Below are 19,304 nucleotides of genomic sequence, written 5' to 3'. Positions count from 1 at the left end.
CCGGCTGCCGTAATCGTTCGCGCGCCGCCCCGCTGACCTGCGGCGCGGCCGTACACCCCGGCAGAGCCCGGCAGGACACGGCCTGCGCCGTCAAGACGGTGTCAACGTGGCCGTCCGCCGCGCCAGGGAAGCGTTAACAGCGCCGGACGGGCCCCGGTCAGGCCGTCTCATGAGCGATGTCCTTCCGTTCACCTCTCCACACGATCCGGGGTTCTCGCCCATGTCCGATGTTGTCTTCGTCCTCGTGACGGTCGCGGTGTTCGCCGTGCTCGCCCTGGTGGTCAAGGGGGTCGAGAAGCTGTGAGCGCCGAGAACGTCGTCGGCCTCGTCGTGGCTGCCTGCCTGCTCGTCTACCTCGTGCTGGCCCTGATCTTCCCGGAGAAGTTCTAGTGAACGACACTCTCGCGGGCTGGCTCCAGATCACCGTCCTGATCGCGGCACTGGCGCTGTCCTACCGCCCGCTGGGCGACTACATCGCCCGCATCCTCACCACCGCCAAGCACCTGCGCGTCGAGCGCGGCATCTACCGGCTCGGCGGTGTCGACGGCGACGCGGACCAGAAGTGGTCGGCGTATCTGCGGGGCGTGCTGGCGTTCTCCGTGGTGTCCGTGCTCTTCCTCTTCGCATTCCAGCGGCTTCAGAACCACCTGTTGCTGTCGCTGGGTTTCGCGCCGGTCAAGGCCGACCAGGCGTTCAACACGGCCGCCTCGTTCGTGACGAACACCAACTGGCAGTCGTATTCCGGCGAGGTGACGATGGGTCACCTGGTCCAGATGGCGGGTCTGGCGGTGCAGAACTTCGTGTCGGCCGCCGTCGGCATCGCCGTGGTCGCCGCCCTCATCCGCGGCTTCACGCGCCGCAGGACGGACCGGGTCGGCAACTTCTGGGTGGACCTGACGCGGATCGTCGTACGGCTGCTGGTGCCGATGGCGTTCGTCTTCGCGATCGTGCTGGTCGCGGCGGGCGCGGTGCAGAATCTGCACGGCGTCCACGAGATCACCACGCTGATCGGCGACAAGCAGTCGATCACCGGCGGTCCCGTGGCCTCGCAGGAGGTCATCAAGGAACTGGGCACCAACGGCGGCGGGTTCTACAACGCCAACTCCGCCCACCCCTTCGAGAACCCCAACGGGATCTCCAACATCCTGGAAATCTACCTGCTGTTGGTGATCTCCTTCTCGCTGCCGCGCACCTTCGGCAAGATGGTCGGCGACCACCGCCAGGGGTACGCGATCCTCGCCGTGATGGGTCTGATCTGGGCCGCGTCGGTGGCGCTCATCACCGTCAACGAGCTGCACAGCGTGAGCAGTTCGGCCGGTCACGCGGCGGGCGGGATGATGGAGGGCAAGGAACAGCGGTTCGGGATCTGGGCGTCGACGCTCTTCGCGGCCTCGACCACGCTGACCTCGACCGGCGCCGTCAACTCCTTCCACGACTCGTTCTCGCCGGGCGGCGGCGGCATGACGATCTTCAACATGATGCTCGGTGAGATCGCGCCCGGCGGTACCGGCTCCGGTCTCTACGGCATCCTGATCCTCGCGGTCATCGCGGTGTTCGTGGCCGGGCTGATGGTCGGCCGCACGCCGGAGTACCTGGGCAAGAAGCTCGGCGCGCGCGAGATGAAATTCGCGTCGCTGTACATCCTGGCCACGCCCGCGGTCGTCCTGATCGGCACCGGTACGGCGATGGCGCTGCCCGGCGAGCGCGCCGCGATGCTCAACTCCGGTCCGCACGGCTTCTCCGAGGTGCTGTACGCCTTCACCTCGGCCGCCAACAACAACGGCTCGGCGTTCGCGGGCCTCAGCGTCAACACCGAGTGGTACAACACCGCGCTCGGTCTGGCGATGCTCTTCGGCCGCTTCCTGCCGATGATCTTCGTGCTGGCGCTGGCCGGTTCGCTCGCCGGACAGCAACCGGTGCCCGTCACCGCGGGCACGCTGCCCACCCATCGGCCGCAGTTCGTCGGCCTGCTCACGGCCGTGATCATCGTGGTCGTCGGCCTCACCTACTTCCCCGCACTCTCGCTGGGCCCGCTCGCGGAAGGTCTGCACTGATGTCCGTCACCACTGACAGGCCGCCGTCCCCCTCGGGGGGCCACGGCGCCGCGGCGGCGCAGCCGTCGCACCGGATCTCCGGCGGGCTGCTCGATCCCAAGCAGTTGCTGATCTCGCTGCCCGACGCGTGCCGCAAGCTCGACCCGCGCGTCATGGCCAGGAACCCGGTCATGTTCGTGGTCGAGGCGGGCGCGGTGCTGACCACGCTCTCCGCGATCAAGGACCCGAGCATCTTCGCCTGGGTGATCACCGCGTGGCTCTGGCTGACCGCCGTCTTCGCCAATCTGGCGGAGGCCGTCGCCGAGGGCCGCGGCAAGGCGCAGGCGGAGACGCTGCGGCGTACGAAGACCGAGACGGTGGCGCGTCGGCTGGCCAACTGGAGTCACGGGCAGGGCACTTCTGCCGCGGGGTCCGCGGGGGCGGTCGCCGAGGAGCCGGTGCCCGCCGCCGAACTCCGGCTCGGCGACCACGTGGTGGTCGAGGCCGGGCAGATCATCCCCGGCGACGGTGACGTCGTCGAGGGCATCGCGTCGGTGGACGAGTCCGCGATCACCGGTGAATCGGCTCCCGTCATCCGGGAGTCGGGCGGTGACCGGTCGGCGGTGACGGGCGGCACCCGCGTGCTGTCCGACCGTATCGTCGTCAAGATCACCTCCAAGCCGGGCGAGACGTTCATCGACCGGATGATCGCCCTGGTCGAGGGCGCGTCACGGCAGAAGACGCCGAACGAGATCGCGCTGAACATCCTGCTGGCCTCGCTGACCGTCGTGTTCCTGCTGGCCGTCGTCACCCTCCAGCCGATGGCGATCTACGCGGGCGCCGAGCAGTCCATCGTGATCCTCGTCGCGCTGGTCGTGGCGCTCATCCCGACCACCATCGGGGCGCTGCTGTCCGCGATCGGCATCGCGGGCATGGACCGGCTGGTGCAGCGCAATGTGCTGGCCATGTCGGGCAGGGCCGTCGAGGCGGCGGGCGACGTCAACACCCTGCTGCTCGACAAGACCGGCACCATCACCCTCGGCAACCGGCAGGCCGCCGAGTTCCTGCCGCTGGGCGGCGCCGACATCGGCCGGCTGGCCGACGCGGCGCAGCTCTCGTCGCTGTCGGACGAGACGCCCGAGGGACGGTCCGTCGTGGTGCTCGCCAAGGAGCGGTACGCGCTGCGCGCGCGGGCCGAAGGGGAGCTGCCGCACGCGGAGTTCGTGCCGTTCACGGCGCAGACCCGGATGAGCGGCGTCGACCTCGTCGAGGACGGCGGCCAGCGGTCGCTGCGCAAGGGCGCGGCCTCCGCCGTCATCCGGTGGATCCGCGACGCGGGCGGACAGCCGAGCCCCGAGGTCGGCGAGATCGTGGACGGCATCTCGGCGAGCGGCGGCACACCGCTGGTCGTCGGCGAGATCGTGCGCCGCGACGGCGGGACGACCGCGACCGTGCTCGGCGTGATCCACCTCAAGGACGTCGTCAAGGCCGGGATGCGCGAACGCTTCGCGGAGCTGCGGACGATGGGCATCCGCACGGTGATGATCACCGGCGACAACCCGATGACGGCCAAGGCCATCGCGGAGGAGGCGGGCGTGGACGACTTCCTCGCCGAGGCCACCCCCGAGGACAAGATGGCGCTCATCAAGCGGGAGCAGGCGGGCGGCAAGCTCGTCGCGATGACCGGCGACGGTACGAACGACGCGCCCGCGCTCGCGCAGGCCGACGTCGGCGTGGCCATGAACACCGGCACCTCGGCCGCCAAGGAGGCCGGGAACATGGTGGACCTGGACTCCAACCCGACCAAGCTGATCGAGATCGTCGAGATCGGGAAGCAACTGCTCATCACCCGTGGCGCGTTGACGACCTTCTCGATCGCCAACGACGTGGCGAAGTACTTCGCGATCATCCCCGCGATGTTCACCGTCGCCTATCCGGGCCTGGACAAGCTCAACGTCATGGGCCTGCACAGCCCGCAGTCGGCCATCGCCTCCGCGATCATCTTCAACGCGCTGATCATCGTCGCGCTGATCCCGCTCGCGCTGCGCGGTGTCCGCTACCGGCCGTCGTCCGCCGCCGCCCTGCTCAACCGCAACATCTGGGTCTACGGACTCGGCGGCCTCGCCCTGCCGTTCATCGGCATCAAACTCATCGACCTGATCATCCAGTTCATCCCCGGACTGCGCTGACCGCCGCCTCCGGGCGAGCGACACCTCTTCACGAAAGGAAGGTGCGACACGATGTTCACGTTCCACTCCAGCGCGGTCCGCAGGCACCTCTCGGCGCTCCGCGTCCTGCTGCTGATGACCGTGATCGCGGGGATCGTCTACCCGCTGGCCGTCACGGGCGTCGCCCAAGTCGCCTTCAGCGACCGGGCGAACGGCTCCGAAGTCACGCAGAACGGCCAGGTCGTCGGGTCCCGGCAGATCGGGCAGAGCTTCGACCTGCCGAAGAAGAACCCCGACGACGCCGACGAGGCGGCCCGTCCGGACCCCAAGTGGTTCCAGCCGCGCCCGTCGGCCGGCGGCTACGACCCGCTGGCCTCGGGCGCGTCGAACCTCGGCCCCAACGACCCGGGCCTGGTCAAGACGATCGAGCAGCGCCGCAAGGACGTCGCCGCCTTCGACGGTGTCGACCCGGCCTCGGTCCCGGTCGACGCGGTGACCGCCTCCGGCTCCGGCCTGGACCCGGACATCTCGCCCGCGTACGCGTACGAGCAGGTGAACCGGGTCGCCAAGGCCCGCGGGCTCTCCGCTGACGCGGTACGCGAACTGGTGGCCGACCATGTGTCGGGGCGCGAGCTGGGCTTTCTCGGCCAGAAGCACGTCAATGTCCTCGACCTCAATCGCGCGTTGGCGTCGCGGCACTGATCCCGTGGCGATCGGCGTACGGAGATCCGTATCGAGATCCGTACCGAGATCCGCGGAGAGATCCTTCCGGGTATTTCCCGGGTGCGCCGTCAGCCCTCCGGTATACGCTTCCGCCGAAACGGATGCGCGTGCCGGGGGGCTTTCGCATTCTCGGGGCAGGGGGGAGGGCCATGACGGACCGGCTCAGTGTGCGGAGCGTTCTCGGGCGGGTCGAGGCCATTGAGGACTGGCTGCTGACCTCGGAGGAATGGGGTGCGGTGGGGGCCGCGCTGGACGCGTTGAGTACGGCGCTGGCGGACGGGAGCGAGGAGGGCGTGCGCGACGCGCTCGGCGCGCTCCAGAGGCTGGAGGAGTCGCGGCGCGCGCTGGCGCGTCCCGGCCCGGTGAAGTCCTTCATCCCGCAGCGGCAGCGCGAGCAGCGCAACATCCTGGTGCGGCGGCTCACGTTGGACCTGAGCAGCGAGGACCGGGGCCCGGCGGCCGGGCCTTCGACGGGCGGCGGCCCCTCGTCGACCGGCCCCGCCGCCTGATGCGCGGCATCGTCAAACCGGCCCTGCTCATCGCCTGCTTCGCCCCCACCGCTTCCGCCGACGACGAATCCGCACACGCCTATCTCAACGATCTCTGGCAGGCGTGCCGAGCGCTCGGCATGACATCGCCGATTACCGGACTTCCGTTTCACGCGGCCCGCTTACCGGCCATTCCCGGCCATACGAAGGACCTGGAAATCCTCGCGGCGGCCGAACGCGGCGGCGCGACCTCCGTTCACTCCGCCTTCGTCTTCGCGGAACACGACACCGTTGGCCTGATCGCGCTGCTCGCCCCGAATGACACCCATTCCGGCCTCGAACAGTGGAATGACCTGCTGACCGAATGGAACACGGCGGTCGCGAGCACCGGACGGCCGGCCGCCGGGCCCCCGCCGGACGGAATCCTCGGCGAATTCCGCGTCTTCGAGGCATTGCGCCGGCGCACTGTCGGCGTGAACGACCACACGGTGTGCGAGGAGATACGCCGGTACGGCCCGCCGGTGCCGGGACCGGGTTCCGTCAGCGGTACGGGCTCCGGCGCTACGGGTTTCGGCGCTACGGCCTCGGGCTCGGGCCGCGACGGCGCCTGGTGGCGCGGCTTCGACCGTACCGACCACGGCTTCGACGTGTGGCGGCCCGAGGAGGACCCGGCGCACGACGCCGTCTCCCACCTCTACGTGCTCGCCCCGGCCGCGCTGGAGGCCGAGTTGGACGCCTGGGCCTGGGCCGTGGACGGCGAGAGTGGACTGCGGCCGCTGACCCGCTATCTGCTGCACGCCTCGAAACTGCGGTACGAGGCACGGCAGTACGCGGCCGACGAGCCGGTGCACGTACCGGTGGAAGTGAGTGAGCGTCATACGCGCGAGCTGCTGCGGGAGTTGGAGCCCGCGGCTTCCGGGCAGCCGATCGCGCTCGGCCGGGTGCTGCGCGCGGCGGCGCTGCTGGACGGGACGCAGCTCGGCGCGCAGGGCATGACGTGGACGATCACCGGGCTGCGGCAGTTGAGCCGTACGGTCGCCATCGCCGCCGCCAACATGCGCATCCACGCGCCCGTCGTCCACCGCCGGGGCCCGGGCGCGTCCTGGCCCGAGGCCGACCTCGCGGCGGCCGAGGCGCTGATCGCGCAGGCCGAGAGCGACCAGGTGTATCTGGAGACGACGCGCGAACGCGCCGAGGCGGCACGGGCGTTGGCGACCACCATCGTGGACCGCGCCTTCGACGACCGGCGCGGGAAGCTGACGCTCATCCAGGGCTCGGTGCTGGGCGCGGCGGCCACCGCGCTCGCCGCCGTCCAGTCGTTCTCGTACCACGTACCGCTCTCCCGCTTCCTCCAGTCCCCCACCATCGCCGTGCTCACCGCGCTCGCCCTGGCGCTGCCGCTGACCGTGCTGCGCTGGGCGGGGGTCAGGGCGACCACCTCCTACGCGTGGCTGGTCAGTTGGGCGGCAGGGCTGGTCGGCGCGTCCCTGTGCTGGCTGGTGACCGTCCTGGTCCGCCGCCACCTCGATCTCGGACCGCTCCCCGTCGCCGTGACACTGCCCTGCGCCGTGGTGTCGGGGCTGATCGCGTACGGCGCATCCCGCTGGCTCACCCGACGGCACTGAGGTTTCCCATGACATCCGCGTCACCCTCCCCAGAAGGCGCCTTAGGCCCGGCGTCCCGCCCCGCCCACGCCCCCGGCGGCCGATCCGCCTCCTCCGCCATCCGCGCCTTCGTCGAGACGCTGGACGTCGAGGACCTGATCACCCGCTTCGATGTCGACTTCGACATCCCCATGCGCCAGTCCGACGCCGTCGGCATGCTGCGGCTCGCGGACGCGCACAGCCCGGCCCCCGGCGGCGACACGCGGACGACCGCGCGGCGCGTCGGCGCGTACTGGTGCGAGATCGTCCGGGCGGACATGGCGTACGAGCCGCTGACCGGCCTCCAGCTCATCGACGCGTCCAGGGCCGACGCGGAGGGCCTCCTGGCGCGCCTGGCGCAGGCGCCCGACGAGTTCGCCTCCTACGCGGTGGCCCGCTGGTACGACGGCGTCGGCCGTATCCGGTACCGGCTGGGCGACTTCACCCCGGCCAGGATCGCCTTCGGTACGGCCGTGCGCACGGCCGTGACGGCCGGGCTGTGGTGGGTGCTGCCCGACCTGCGGAGCAATCAGGCGCGCGCCGCCTTCGAGGAGCGCAGCCAGACCGCGCGCGACCGTCCGGGAGGCACCGACGCGCACGGTCTCGTACCGGAGCTGGAGGCGCTGTGCGCCGATGTCCGCGCCGGTCTGGCGGAGTTCGGGATCGCGCTGCCCACCTCGCCCGACGCGCCGCCCCGGCACCGGGAGTTCCTGCGCGGCTACGCGAACGCCCTGCACAATCTGGCGACGGCGGTACGGCAGGACGGCGACGCGGGCCGGGCGCTGGAGGTCATCGGCGAGTCGCTGGTCGTCAGTCGGGCCCTCGGCGACTCCTACCGGGTCGCCCAGTCGGCGAATCTGAGCGCGCAGTGCGACCCCGCGAACGCCGTCGCGTACTACGAGGACCTGCTCGACCAGCCCTGGGCGCGCGGTGCCCGGATCGCCCGGCAGAATCTCGCGATCAGGAGGGGCGGCCCCGAGGGGCTGGCCGAACTGGCCGCGCTGCTGGACGAGTTGGAGCAGGACGACAGCGGTATCGGCCGGCAGACCGGGATGGACGTCGACTTCTACGCGTACACGGTGCGCGGCTACGCGCGGGTGGCGGGGCAGCTCCCCGAGGACCGCCGTCCCGCCGACGTCCTGGACCGCCGTCTGACGATGGCCAGGACCGTACGCGGCGCGGTCGCGCTGCCGGTCTACAAGCGGGCCTACGCGCGGCACATGCGGCCCGCGTACCTCCAGGCCATCGCGGCGCGGGTCGAGACGGGCGACGGGTCGCGGGAGAATCTGGAGCAGATCCTGTCGCTGGTCGAGGAGTCCTCGGGGCGTGAACTGCTCGACCTGCTCGGCTCCTCACGGCCGCCGCTGCTCGCGCCGCCGACGGACCGTCAGGCGGGCGCCGAGGCAGGCGGGTCCGGTGCGGAGCCGTCGCCTGGCACGGGGCGGCGCGCCGCTCCCGGCACCCTGGCGGACGAGGAGGCGGAGCGGCTGCGGACGCTGATCGTGCGGCGCGAGCAGGAGTACGAGGAGTGGTTCCTCCAGCACCCGCTCACCTCGGTCACGCACGACGAGGACATCGCCCACCAGCTCGTGCAGTACACCCTCAATCACCAAGGGTCATGTGTGGTGCGGTACTTCAGCTACGTGGCGCCGGACGGGGTGCGCCGCGACGGCGGGGCGGGTGCCGCCGTCGCGGACCGGCTCGGGGTCATGGTGTGCCGCGACGGCCTGCTGACGCTGCTGCCCGCCGTCCCGTACGACGACGTGACCGCGCTGGCGCGGGAGGTGACCGCCGACCTGGAGGCGGGCGCGCCCGGCGCCGAGACCTGCCACCGGATCTGGGACCTGCTGATCGCGCCGGTCTGGGAACACGCCACGCGCGGCGGCCCGTTGACGCATCTCACGATCGTCCCGACCGACGACCTCTTCGCGATGCCGCTGCATGTCGCGACCGAGCGCGGCGACGCCCGGCCGCTGGCGGCGCGCGTACCGCTGTCGCACTCGGTGAGCGTCGCGGCCTTCGTGACCCGTGGACGGCACCTGCTCAAGCGGCAGTTGGCGGAGCGGGACGACGACCTGGCGGCGCTGCTGGTGACCGACGCGCACGCGACGGGCCGCGAGGTCGTCGGCACCGGCTGGCCGCCGGACCACATCGTGCTGGCCGGTGACGTCTTCGGCGGCTTCCCCGACCCCACGACGGCCCCCGGCGCCGCGCAGCGGCACCCGGCCGACTGGTCGGGGGTGGCGGCGCTCGTGGAGTGCAAGCCCGAGTTCTTCGTCTACGCCGGGCACGGCACGTACGTGGACACCGCCGAGGGCGCGGGGCCGCTGCTCAACCTCGGCCAGGAGGACGTCCTCACGCAGTTCGACCTCGCCCTGCACCTGAGCCTGCCGCGCAACAAGCTGACCGTGCTCGGCGCGTGCCTCGCGGGCCAGGGCATGCGCTCGGACGGCGGCGACGTCCTGGGCTTCATGCGGTCGCTGATGGTCAGCGGGGCGGGCGCGATCGGCGTCCCGCTGTGGAAGGTCCTCGACACCACGATGGTCGCCACCGTGCGCGCCCTGCTGCGCGAGAGCCGCCGCGTGCTGGGCCCCGGTCCGGCCGGCACCGGCGTCTTCGACGTGGTCGAGGCCCTGCACCGGCACTACCGGCAGGACATCGAGACGTACGACGGGCTCGCCGCGCGCGTCGAACGCCTGCCGCTGGCGCTGTACTTGTGAATCTATGATCGGGCCAGGCGACGGCCGGCAGGCCGCCGATCACCGACGACGGGGCAGGAGACGGGGATGGGCATCGCCGAGGACGAGACGTCGGAGAGCGGTTCCAGCGGCGCGGAGGGGTCCGCCGCCGACAGGGCCGACGCCGCCCGGGAGGCCGACCGGGTCCCTGAGGCCGACCGGGTCCGTGAGCGGCGCCGCGCCCGGCTGGCGGCGTACGACGAACTGCGCGCCCTGCGACCCGAGTTGTTCGAGAATCCGCCCGGCGCTGCCGTCGAGATCCTGCTCGACAGCGCGGACCAGGACGAAGTGACCCGGCGGACGGCCGAGTCGGCGGTCGCCTTCGGCCTGTCGGAGGACGTCGGGGACATCGGCGTGGTCTACCGGGACCCGTATCTGCGGCTGGTGCGCGACGCGGTCCGGTTCAGGAGCGGGCGGCTCGGTACGTACATCCGCGCGGTGGGCGACACCGCGATCGGCGGGGCCGCCGCGCTGCCGGTGCTCAGCGACGGGCGGATCGTCCTGCTCCGCCACTTCCGGCACGCCACCCGCGCCTGGCACTGGGAGATCCCGCGCGGCTTTGGCGACGCGGGCGAGGGCGGCGAGGCGACCGCGCGGCGCGAGGCCCGCGAGGAGCTGGGCTGCGAGGTGCGCGAGGTCGTGCACCTCGGCGCCTTCGTCTCCGACTCCGGACTCAGCTCGATCGCCGACCAGTTGTACCTCGCGCGCGTCGACGCGGACGACTTCAGCGAGGAGCCGGACGAGGGCGCGCTGGAGGAGGGCATCGCCCGGAGGCTGGCGCTGACCCCCGAGGCGTTCCACACCATGCTGGTGGACGGCGCGATCTCGGACGGTTACACGCTGTCGGCGTACGGACTCGCCACGGCGCGCGGGCTGTTGGAGCGGCCGGGCGGCTGACGCGTACGTACCCGTGACGCATGAGGCAGGGCGCGACCTGAGGCATCCGGTGTGACGGGCGGTGAGCGATGTCACCGGCGGAGTGCGCCCGGCGCGAGCCCTTGCGCGTACGCCCTCTGGTGGAGCGGCATTTCCCGTTCCGCTTGCGCGGACACCGCGAGTGACGGTGGACTGTACGCCTGCCCCGCCACGACCACCCGGAGGGCTCATGCCGACGTCTCGCGGTCTCGACGTCTCGTCGTACCAGGGCAATCAGGACTGGAAGTCCCTGGCCCGGAGCGGCATCACCTTCGCCTTCGCCAAAGCGAGCGAGGGCGAGCACACCAAGGACAGCGCTTTCGCCACGCACATCGCGGGCATCATCGGCGCCGGACTCGTGCCGGGCGCCTACCACTTCGGCTGGCCGAACCAGAACGCGGCCACGGAGGCCGCCAATTACGTCGGCGCCGTGAAGTCCCATGCCAGAAAAGGCTTCCTGCACGTCCTGGACCTGGAGCGCCGTTCGGACGGCGCCAACTACTCGGGCCGTACCGCCGCCCAGATCCGCGCCTACGCGCAGACCTGGATCACCGCCGTACAGAAGGCGTTCCCCGGACAGCGCGTCGGCGTCTACACCTCCGCCGACGACATCGCGGCCAAGCACCTGCCCGCCAATTCGGCCTTCCTCTGGTACCCGGCGTATCCGGCGGGCGCCATGTCGTACGCCGACGCGGAGAAGCGCGCGCAGCCGTCGCCGTCCGGACTGCGCCCGCTGTTCTGGCAGTTCACCAGCACTCCCACCGACCGAAATCTCGCCTATCTCTCCCCCGCCGCCCTGCGCGCGTGGGCGAGCGGCACCCCGGAGGACGACATGCCCGATCCCAAGGACCTGTGGGCCTACAAGGGCCAGATCAACGGCAAGGCCGACCCGCACGACGCGTACAGCTATCTGCGCGGCACCAACGCCGACGTGAAGACGCTGATCACGCGCGTGACCGCGCTGACCGCCACCGTCAACACCCTCGCGCAGGCGCTGGCCACCGCGAATCCGGCGCTGGACACGGACACCCTGGTGTCGAAGGTGCACCAGGCCATCGACGACGCGGTGGCGGCGGACGCGGCCCCGGAGTAGCCCCCGGCGGCCCCGCCCCTCGGGCCGCCGCTGCCACTTGTCCCGATTCGGTGTCCCGTAACGGCGCTTTGTGGGGCCCGAGTTGCGCGCGGGGTCCTCCGCCAGGTATCCACAAGCGGTGATGCTGCGGGGGAAGGTGACACCATGGCCATGGCTGGACTGACGGCTGCCTGGAAGCGGTCCGCGCCGGGACGGCTGTGGAAGCAGGCCACCCACATAGAGTTGATGCACCGTTCGATGGGCTTCGCCGCGCTCGGCTTCGTCACGCTGATGCCGCTGCTGGTCGTGGTCGCCGCCGCGACGCCGTGGGAGAACCGGCCCGGCTTCGCGCAGTGGGTCGTCGACGGCATGGGTCTGAACGCGGACGGTTCGCACAGCGTCCGCAGCCTGTTCGCGGCGCCGCGCAACATCCTGAGCGCCACCAGCGCGTGGAGCCTGGCCTCGCTCGCCTACTTCGGCCTCACCTTCGTGGCGAGCGTCGAGACCGGCTACCGCAAGATCTGGGACCTGCCGTCCGGGCCCTGGCACCGCGACGTGCGGCGCGCGGTGTGGCTCGCGGTGCTCACCGCCTATCTGTTCTGCGAGTCGCAGAGCGCCGCGCTCATGGGCAGCGGGCTGCTGCGCGGCGGCGTACGCATCGTCCTCACCTTCGTCCTCGGCGTCGTCTTCTTCGCCTGGGGCCAGCGCTTCCTGCTCGGCGGCGGCGTGGACGTCCGCACCGCCCTGCCCGGCGCCGTGTTCACCATGCTCGGCCTCGCGGGCCTCCGGCTCTTCTCGCACCTCTTCTTCGCCCCGATGATCGTCTCCAACGCCGTCACGTACGGCCCCGTCGGGACCGTGCTCACCGTCGTCACCTGGCTGGTCGGCGTCGGCTTCGTCGTCTTCGGCGGCGCCCTGCTCGGGCGCCATGTGCGGGACGGGCGGATGCTGCGGCAGGGCGGCGAGATTCCCCGGCCGCAGCGGCCGGAAGGGTGGTACGAGGAGCCGAAGGAGACGGCGCCCGGTGTGCTGTGGCGGTCGGACGGGTCGGGCGGGACGATCGACTGACGCGGGGTCGGGGGCCGGGGGGCCTTGGGGGGTCTTGGGCGGGCCCCTTTCACGGGGCCTTGGGGCGGGACCTTTTACGCGGGGCCTCGCGCGCGCCCCTGGAGGGGGCTCAGCTCGCCGCTGTGGCCGTCTCTCCGAGGAGCGGTGCCGGCGGGACGGCGTCCCGTGCGGCGGTGCGCAGGGCGGCGCTGCGGGCGCCGTCGATGCCGGTGAGGACGCGTACGGGCTCGGGGAGCGGCGCCGCGGGTTCCAGAAGCGCCGCCGGTTCCAGAAGCGCCGCGGGCTCCAGAAGCGGTGCTGGCTCCAGAAGCGGTGCTGGCTCGGGGAGTTGGATGGCCGCCGCCATCTCCGTCGCGCTCTCCGTGATCGCGATCCGCCCGCCGAGCCGTGGCGCCGGAAGCGCGCCCGCGTCACCGCGCAGCAGCAGCCGTACCGCCGACCACGGCAGGTTCACCCCGGTGAAGGCGGTCTGGAAAATGCCCGCGGAGGCACGGGGGTTGGCCTCCAGGAGCACCGGTCGCCCCATGCGGTAACGGAGTTGGACGTTGGACAGATACGCGAGCCGGAAGTGCCCGACCAGCCGCCGCGCGATGGCGACCAGCGCGGGATCGTCCAGCAGCAGCCGGTAACGCCCCTGCTTGGAGCGGGCGATGCCGGTGAGCATGGCGCCGCCCGGAGCCGACAGGCAGTCCACGCTGACCTCGGGCCCGTCCAGATACGGCATCACCAGGAATTCCGGTACGGCCTCGCCCTCGTCCGCCGCCCGCTTCAGCGCGCCCGCCACCGAGGCCACCGACGCCAGCGGTACAGGCGCGGCCAGCAGGTCCTTGAGCCGCAGCGGCCGGTCCTCCAGGATGCGGAAGCCGAACGCCGAGAACTCACCGGCGGGTTTGACGCAAATCCGTTCCCCGGTCTCCCCCAACTCCCCGACCGCAGCCCGGAACCCCTCGGCGTCCGACACCACGCGCCACGGCGGCACCGGCACCCCGGCCGCCCGCGCGGCCTCGTACGTACGGCCCTTGCTCGTCAGCACGTCGACCGCCTCGGGCGGTGAACACATCAGCCGCGTGCCGACCGCCGCGAATTCCTCCGCCCGCCCGGCGAGCGCCGCCAGCCGTCTGGGCGGGATGAGCACGTCGATCGCGTGCCGCCGGCAGAATTCGACCGCGAAGGCGGCGTATTCGTCGTCGCCGACGTACCGCGGCTCCGACTCCCCCACATCGCACGCCGCGAGCGCCGGCGCGTCCCGCAGCACATTGGTCCCGTAGATCCGTACGTCCACCGCGTCCGGGTTGTCGCGCAGCATCCCCATCACCTGGGTCGTGGCCACCCCCGCGCTGCTGAGCCATATCCGAAGTGCTATCGCGATACTCCTTCGCCCTCCGTGCGAACCCCCCAGAGCCCGCCGTCCGACCATGCGGGCGCGAGCCGCCGACGGCCCTGGAACCCCGAGGCCGCGCGCCTTTCCCCGATCATGTGTGAGCGCACCTTAACCCCGGACTGTGACGCCCACATTTCCCACCCGCTTCAACTCGCCAACATCACCGGCCGGGACGGCGGCGCGCCGTCGCTCACCAGGCCGTGGCGAGCCAGGCGGTGACGGCCGCGAGGGCGATGAGGGCGATGTTGAGGCCGGTGACCCTGGCCTCGCCGCGGGAGAGGTGGAGGGCGGTGGCCAGCACCTGGAGGACGAGGAAGCCGAGCGCGGCGACCAGCGCGAGGACGGGGGCGACGCCGGTGAGCGGCGGGAGCAGCAGCCCTGCGGCGCCCAGGATCTCGACGGCGCCGACGGCGCGGACCGCGGGCATCGGGACGGTGTCGACCCAGCCCATCATGGGCGCGAGCCGCTCCTTGCTCTGCGCGGTCTTCTTGCCGCCCGCGTAGAGGTAGAAGACCGCGAGCAGCCCGGCCAGGATCCAGTAGGCGGTCTCCATGGGTGCGTCCTCCGTCATGGTTACGACTTGTAAGTAAGCACATGATCGGTGACTATGGAGGCGCTTACAAAAGGCACATGGGTGTGCCTTACGCACACGGACCGGCCGCGGTGCCGGCTGTTGTACGACGAGCTGTGTGCTCCGGGCTTGTGCTGTGGGCTTGTGCTGTGTGACCACGCGACGGGGGGCGCCGATGTCGAAGTACCGCCACTCCTGCCTCATCCGCGGCGACGGCGGCCGTGCGATCCGGGGCATCCTCGACCGTGTCGGCGACAAGTGGACGCTGCTGGTCGTCGCCACCCTCGACGGCGAGCGCCTGCGTTTCACCGAGCTCCAGCAGCGCGTCCCCGGCATCTCCCAGCGCATGCTCACCCGCACCCTGCGCCACCTCGAACGCGACGGGCTGGTCTCCCGCACCGTCTACGCCGAGGTCCCGCCCCGCGTCGAGTACGAGCTGACCCCGCGGGGCCGCACGCTCATCGCCCCCGCCGTGGCCCTGGCCGAGTGGGCGGTCGACAACAATCCGGCGATCGAACAGAGCCAGGCCACGTACGACGCCGCTGCCCGCCAACCCTGAGGACGGTTCCGCATGAAGCGTGCTTACGACGACGAACGGCTCGCCCTCTCCTACGAGTCGGGCAACGAGATGCCCGACGACGCCCTGCGCGCGTGGGTCGGCCTGATCGGCTCCTACGTCGACCGCCCGGCGCCCGACGTGCTCGAAGTCGGCTCGGGGACCGGGATGTTCGCGGCGGCGATGGCCCGGTGGATCGACGGCGCGAGCGTCCTGGGCGTGGACGCCTCCGAGGTCATGCTGTCCGAGGCCCGGCGGCACCACCCGCACCCGTCGGTGCGGTACGCGCACGGCACCGCCGAAGCGCTGCCCGCCGGCGACGACGCCTTCGACCTCGCCCTGCTCTCCCGGGTGATCCACCACTTCCCCGACCGCACCGCCGCCGCCCGCGAACTCGCCCGCGTCCTGCGCCCCGGCGGCTCGGTCGTCGTCCGCACCACGTTCAAGGAGCGCCTGGACGCCGTCGTCTACGACTACTGGCCGCCCCTGCGCGCCACCGACGCCCTCCGCTTTCCGGCCGAGGACGACGTCACGGCCGAATTCACCGCCGCCGGCTTCGACTTGCGCGAGATCCGCTCCTTCGTCCAGCCCGTGACCCGCAGCCTGCGCGACTACCACGCCCGCATGACGACCCAACCCCAGTCGAAATTCGCCCTGTTGACGCCGACTCAGTTCGCGTCCGGCCTCGACCGACTGGCCGCGGCGGCGGACCGCGAGCCGTACGACGAGCCGGCCCCGGTCGACGAGCGCTACGACGTGGCCGTCTTCACGCTCCGGTGAGCGCGGACCGGGTGGGGGACGTCGCATGCGTGACCGCGTAGGCGTGACGTCGCATGAGTGAACTGGTCGACCGGGTCGACGAGCAGGACCGCTTCCTGGCGGTCGTCGACCGGGCGGAGGCGATCCGTGAGGGCTGGCTGCACCGCGTGGCCACCATCGTGTGCCGCGACCCGGCCGGGCGCTTCCTCGTGCACCGCCGCCCGCGGGACTCCTCGCGGTTCCCCGGCCAGTACAACTGGCTCCTCGGCGGCGCCGCCGACGTCGGCGAGTCGTACGAACAGGCCGCGGCCCGCGAGCTGTTGGAGGAGCTGGGCGTGCGGGCCGCGCCCCGCTTCGTCCTCAAGTTCCGCTGCGCCGGGGCCATCAGCCCCTACTGGCTCGGCATCCACGAGACCGTCGTCACCACGGCGATCCGGCCCGACCCGTACGAAGTCCCCTGGCACACCTGGCTGACCGCTTCCGAACTCGAATCCCTCGCCGAGGGACCGGAGTTCGTGCCCGACGGACGCGAGGCGTTCATCCGCTACCGCGCCGTGGGCGGCGGAACGCCTGGCATGTGACACCTCCCGTACGACGACGGTTTCCCCCCAATTCCCGCCAACGCCCCCGCCCCCGCCCCGTACCGAAGCGGGCCCGGCCCCGAGCCCGAGCCCCGAGCCCCGAGCCCCGAGCGGCAGATTCCACGCCGGCCGCACGGACCGGTGCGACCTGTCGGGCTGGGCTCCACGCTTGTTACTCGGGCGACGCCGTTGATCCCGCGCGCTACGGTGCCCAGGTGGACGAAGAGGTGACCATCAAGCTGTCGCGTGACCAGGCGTTCGTGCTGTCCCACTGGCTCTACGAGGTGGAGAGCTCCGGCGCTCTCGACACCATCGTGAACGACCGAGCGGTCTGGTCTCCGCTGCACGCCATCTCGGGCACGCTCGAAAAGGCTCTCGTAGAGCTCTTCATGCCGGACTACAACCTCAGGCTGGACCAAGCCAGACAGCGGCTGGTCGAAGCGATGTACGGCGCCTCGGACGAGGAGCCCGAGACCGACGCCAACGCCTAGCCCTTCCACTCGAAGCCCGTCCGCGAAGTTCCACCGCACCCGCGCGCCACAAGGCCAGCCCCCTTGCCCGGCCGTCGCTTTGCCCGGTACTCGTCAGCGTGACGTGAAGTCGCCCTGAACAGCGGCCCGACAGTCCCGGATCTGGGATGCTGAGGGCGATCGAGAGGGGCCGCAGCGATGCAGTGGAAGATCCACGGGGAACGTCCGATCTACGAGAACCCTTGGGTGAACGTGTGGTTGGTCGATGTCGAGCAGCCGGACGGGCGGCGGTGGGAGCACCATGTGCTCAAGCTGCGGCACCTGGCAGTGGCAGCCGTGGTGAACAGCGAGAAGCAGGTGCTGATGATGTGGCGCCACCGCTTCATCACGGACTCCTGGGCCTGGGAACTGCCCATGGGTCTGGTGGAACCCGGCGAGACCCCGGCCGAGGCCGCCGCCCGCGAGGTGATGGAGGAGACCGGTTGGCGCACCGGCGAGATGACGCCCCTGATCTACGCCCAGCCGGCGAACGGGATCACCGACTCGGAGCACTTCGTCTTCCGCGCCGACGCGGTGGAGTACGCCGGTCCGCCGACCGAACTCAACGAGTCCGACCGGCTTGAGTGGGTCCCGTTGTCCACGTTGCGCGGCATGATCGACCGCCGCGAAATCGTCAGCAGCGGAACACTCGTGGGAGTCCTTTACCTGCTGCTGGACGAGGCCGGACTCTAGTCAGCCCGCTGCCCCCGGCAGCCGGGCGTCCAGTTCCGCGACCGGCCGGAACGTGCGGAATGGTGTGAGCAGGCGACGGAAGTCCCGCAAGTGTGAGGTCACACGGGGCGAGTCGATGGTCGCGGACAGGTTCAGGGCGTCACTGGCCGCTTGGCAGGCCTCCTCCACCAGGCCGCGTTGTAACCGGGTCCTCGCCAGCCAGAAGGAATGGAAGGCCCGGCCGCGCAGATTGGTCTCCGGCTCATCGCGCAGCGCCTCCGCGATCAACGGCTCGGCGGCATCCACGTCCCCGAGCTGCCCGAGCGCGATTCCGATATCCACGGTGAGCTTGGTCCGGTCGAAGTAACTCACCCAAGGCGGGTCGTCGTCCGCGGATCCGACCTGCCCGAACTGCAACTGCGCCTCGGCGATGGCCGCGTGGGTCGCCGGCCGGTCGCGTGCGCTGGCATGTCCGAACGCCTCGCGGACGTAGAGCATCGCCATCAGTCTCGGAGTGCCGCCGTCGTGGCGGGCAACGTCCTGGGCGGTCTGTGCCAGGGTGACGGCTTCCTCGGCCCGATCCTGATAAGTGGCTTGGAGGCTCAGACAGGCGAGGACATTGGCGACGAAGGCCCGGTCATCGATCTCTCGGGCCAGACGGAGAGACTGGGTGAAGTACGCCCTCGCCGTGCTGTACTGCCGTGCGTCGAAAAGAGTCCAACCGGCCAGCCGGGCGAGTTCCGCGGCGATGCCGTGCAGGCTACGCCGGTAGTTCGGATCCGTGCCGTCGGCCAGCAAGCCCATGACATACCTGAGTTGCCCCATCACCGCTGGCCGTAGGGCCTCGCCACCGTGCTCGTCGTCCCGCCGCCAGTAGTCCTCGATTGAGGTCTGCAAGGACCGAAGCGTGCTCGGCGTTGCCTTAGTGGCCGCCGCGATGGCGAGAATGCCGTCCAGATCCTCTGAGTGGCCTGGGATGGCATTGGGCCCGGAGACTTCCTGAACAGACTTGCTCGCAGACGGATTTGCGGCCGGGGCTCGTCCCTCCCAGTCCCGCGACGCGAGGCCGAGCATGTGACCGGGAACCCGTAGCCCGTCAGCGATGCGCTCGATCACGCTCATGTTCGTGATGGTCCGGCGACCAGAAATGACCTCGCCGACCCTGCTCGGTGTCAGCTCACACTGGCGAGCGATGCGTGAGACGTGAAATCCGCCCCTCGCTTTCGCCAAGCCGAAGACCGTCCTGAAGTCACGCGCCGCGCAGGCCGCGAGCATCTCGGGGTCCACCAGCAGGCGAGCGGGCAGACCGACCACTGCCATGGGTTCAGTCATGTCCGGCGCCCCCTCGTACGGGAGTGTGATCGCCCACCGTCACACGAGATCACTTACTGCGAGTTTACCCACCGTGGGTGTCCACGCTGGCCTTA

At 71.0% G+C, this 19,304-nt stretch carries 19 protein-coding genes; 16 read left to right on the top strand and 3 right to left on the bottom strand.

Going from position 1 to position 19,304, the window contains the following annotated elements:
• The first annotated feature begins 169 nt into the window (after positions 1 to 169).
• The 11 genes from ACFY9V_RS04810 to ACFY9V_RS04760 all read left to right on the top strand — a co-directional run bounded on the left by ACFY9V_RS04810 (position 170) and on the right by ACFY9V_RS04760 (position 12,848).
• Complete coding sequence (locus tag ACFY9V_RS04810; RefSeq protein WP_355336243.1) at positions 170 to 304, top strand: hypothetical protein; 135 nt, start codon at positions 170 to 172, stop codon at positions 302 to 304.
• Complete coding sequence (gene kdpF / locus ACFY9V_RS04805) at positions 301 to 390, top strand: K(+)-transporting ATPase subunit F (protein WP_188283652.1); 90 nt, start codon at positions 301 to 303, stop codon at positions 388 to 390. Before ACFY9V_RS04810 ends, kdpF begins: the two co-directional genes overlap by 4 nt.
• Positions 390 to 2,054, top strand: coding sequence for a potassium-transporting ATPase subunit KdpA (gene kdpA, locus ACFY9V_RS04800; protein WP_391159447.1), 1,665 nt, complete (start codon positions 390 to 392; stop codon positions 2,052 to 2,054). Before kdpF ends, kdpA begins: the two co-directional genes overlap by 1 nt.
• Complete coding sequence (gene kdpB / locus ACFY9V_RS04795; RefSeq protein WP_355336239.1) at positions 2,054 to 4,222, top strand: potassium-transporting ATPase subunit KdpB; 2,169 nt, start codon at positions 2,054 to 2,056, stop codon at positions 4,220 to 4,222. The genes kdpA and kdpB overlap by 1 nt, the downstream gene beginning before the upstream one ends.
• A 51-nt stretch (positions 4,223 to 4,273) precedes the next feature.
• Positions 4,274 to 4,903 carry a potassium-transporting ATPase subunit KdpC gene (gene kdpC, locus ACFY9V_RS04790; RefSeq protein WP_355336237.1) on the top strand — a complete coding sequence of 210 codons (630 nt, stop codon included), beginning with the start codon at positions 4,274 to 4,276 and terminating at the stop codon, positions 4,901 to 4,903.
• Between the two features lie 170 nt (positions 4,904 to 5,073).
• Entirely contained in the window at positions 5,074 to 5,433 is a 360-nt protein-coding gene (locus ACFY9V_RS04785; RefSeq protein ID WP_391159444.1) for a CATRA system-associated protein, read from the top strand.
• Complete coding sequence (locus tag ACFY9V_RS04780; protein ID WP_391159442.1) at positions 5,433 to 7,037, top strand: CATRA conflict system CASPASE/TPR repeat-associated protein; 1,605 nt, start codon at positions 5,433 to 5,435, stop codon at positions 7,035 to 7,037. The genes ACFY9V_RS04785 and ACFY9V_RS04780 overlap by 1 nt, the downstream gene beginning before the upstream one ends.
• Positions 7,038 to 7,045: 8 nt before the next feature.
• A complete protein-coding gene (locus ACFY9V_RS04775; RefSeq protein ID WP_391159439.1) occupies positions 7,046 to 9,775 on the top strand; it encodes a CHAT domain-containing protein in 2,730 nt (909 codons plus the stop codon).
• 66 nt (positions 9,776 to 9,841) lie between these two features.
• Positions 9,842 to 10,690 (top strand): NUDIX domain-containing protein, encoded by an 849-nt coding sequence (locus ACFY9V_RS04770; RefSeq protein WP_391159437.1) that lies wholly within the window; start codon positions 9,842 to 9,844, stop codon positions 10,688 to 10,690.
• A gap of 208 nt (positions 10,691 to 10,898) precedes the next feature.
• Positions 10,899 to 11,801 (top strand): GH25 family lysozyme, encoded by a 903-nt coding sequence (locus ACFY9V_RS04765; RefSeq protein WP_391042756.1) that lies wholly within the window; start codon positions 10,899 to 10,901, stop codon positions 11,799 to 11,801.
• Positions 11,802 to 11,945: 144 nt separating this feature from the next.
• Entirely contained in the window at positions 11,946 to 12,848 is a 903-nt protein-coding gene (locus ACFY9V_RS04760) for a YhjD/YihY/BrkB family envelope integrity protein (protein WP_355336225.1), read from the top strand.
• A 109-nt stretch (positions 12,849 to 12,957) separates the two neighbouring features.
• On the opposite strand, the gene ACFY9V_RS04755 is transcribed toward ACFY9V_RS04760, so the two are convergent.
• The gene (locus ACFY9V_RS04755) at positions 12,958 to 14,178 is read right to left on the bottom strand and encodes an ATP-grasp domain-containing protein (RefSeq protein WP_391159436.1); all 1,221 of its coding nucleotides are present in this window, start codon (positions 14,176 to 14,178) and stop codon (positions 12,958 to 12,960) included.
• 241 nt (positions 14,179 to 14,419) lie between these two features.
• A complete protein-coding gene (locus ACFY9V_RS04750; RefSeq protein WP_391159589.1) occupies positions 14,420 to 14,782 on the bottom strand; it encodes a DoxX family protein in 363 nt (120 codons plus the stop codon).
• A gap of 193 nt (positions 14,783 to 14,975) precedes the next feature.
• On the opposite strand from ACFY9V_RS04750, the gene ACFY9V_RS04745 reads away from it, so the two are divergent.
• From ACFY9V_RS04745 to ACFY9V_RS04725, 5 genes are all read left to right on the top strand, one after another.
• Positions 14,976 to 15,359, top strand: a complete 384-nt coding sequence (locus tag ACFY9V_RS04745) for a helix-turn-helix domain-containing protein (RefSeq protein ID WP_355336221.1) — start codon at positions 14,976 to 14,978, stop codon at positions 15,357 to 15,359.
• Positions 15,360 to 15,371: 12 nt separating this feature from the next.
• The gene (locus ACFY9V_RS04740; RefSeq protein WP_391159435.1) at positions 15,372 to 16,136 is read left to right on the top strand and encodes a methyltransferase domain-containing protein; all 765 of its coding nucleotides are present in this window, start codon (positions 15,372 to 15,374) and stop codon (positions 16,134 to 16,136) included.
• 53 nt (positions 16,137 to 16,189) lie between these two features.
• Entirely contained in the window at positions 16,190 to 16,696 is a 507-nt protein-coding gene (locus tag ACFY9V_RS04735) for an NUDIX domain-containing protein (protein WP_391159433.1), read from the top strand.
• Positions 16,697 to 16,911: 215 nt separating this feature from the next.
• Positions 16,912 to 17,187 carry a hypothetical protein gene (locus tag ACFY9V_RS04730; protein WP_391159430.1) on the top strand — a complete coding sequence of 92 codons (276 nt, stop codon included), beginning with the start codon at positions 16,912 to 16,914 and terminating at the stop codon, positions 17,185 to 17,187.
• 177 nt (positions 17,188 to 17,364) lie between these two features.
• Positions 17,365 to 17,898, top strand: coding sequence for an NUDIX domain-containing protein (locus ACFY9V_RS04725; RefSeq protein ID WP_391159428.1), 534 nt, complete (start codon positions 17,365 to 17,367; stop codon positions 17,896 to 17,898).
• Here the strand turns inward: ACFY9V_RS04725 and ACFY9V_RS04720 are convergent, their stop codons facing one another.
• Complete coding sequence (locus tag ACFY9V_RS04720) at positions 17,899 to 19,209, bottom strand: hypothetical protein (protein ID WP_391159427.1); 1,311 nt, start codon at positions 19,207 to 19,209, stop codon at positions 17,899 to 17,901. It abuts the gene before it with no gap.
• Positions 19,210 to 19,304: the final 95 nt, after the last annotated feature.

Origin of the sequence: Streptomyces sp. NPDC008317 (genome assembly GCF_042955955.1) — a bacterium.
In the GTDB taxonomy this organism is placed as follows: Bacteria; Actinomycetota; Actinomycetes; order Streptomycetales; family Streptomycetaceae; genus Actinacidiphila.
This window is presented reverse-complemented; position numbering and strand designations above follow the sequence as displayed.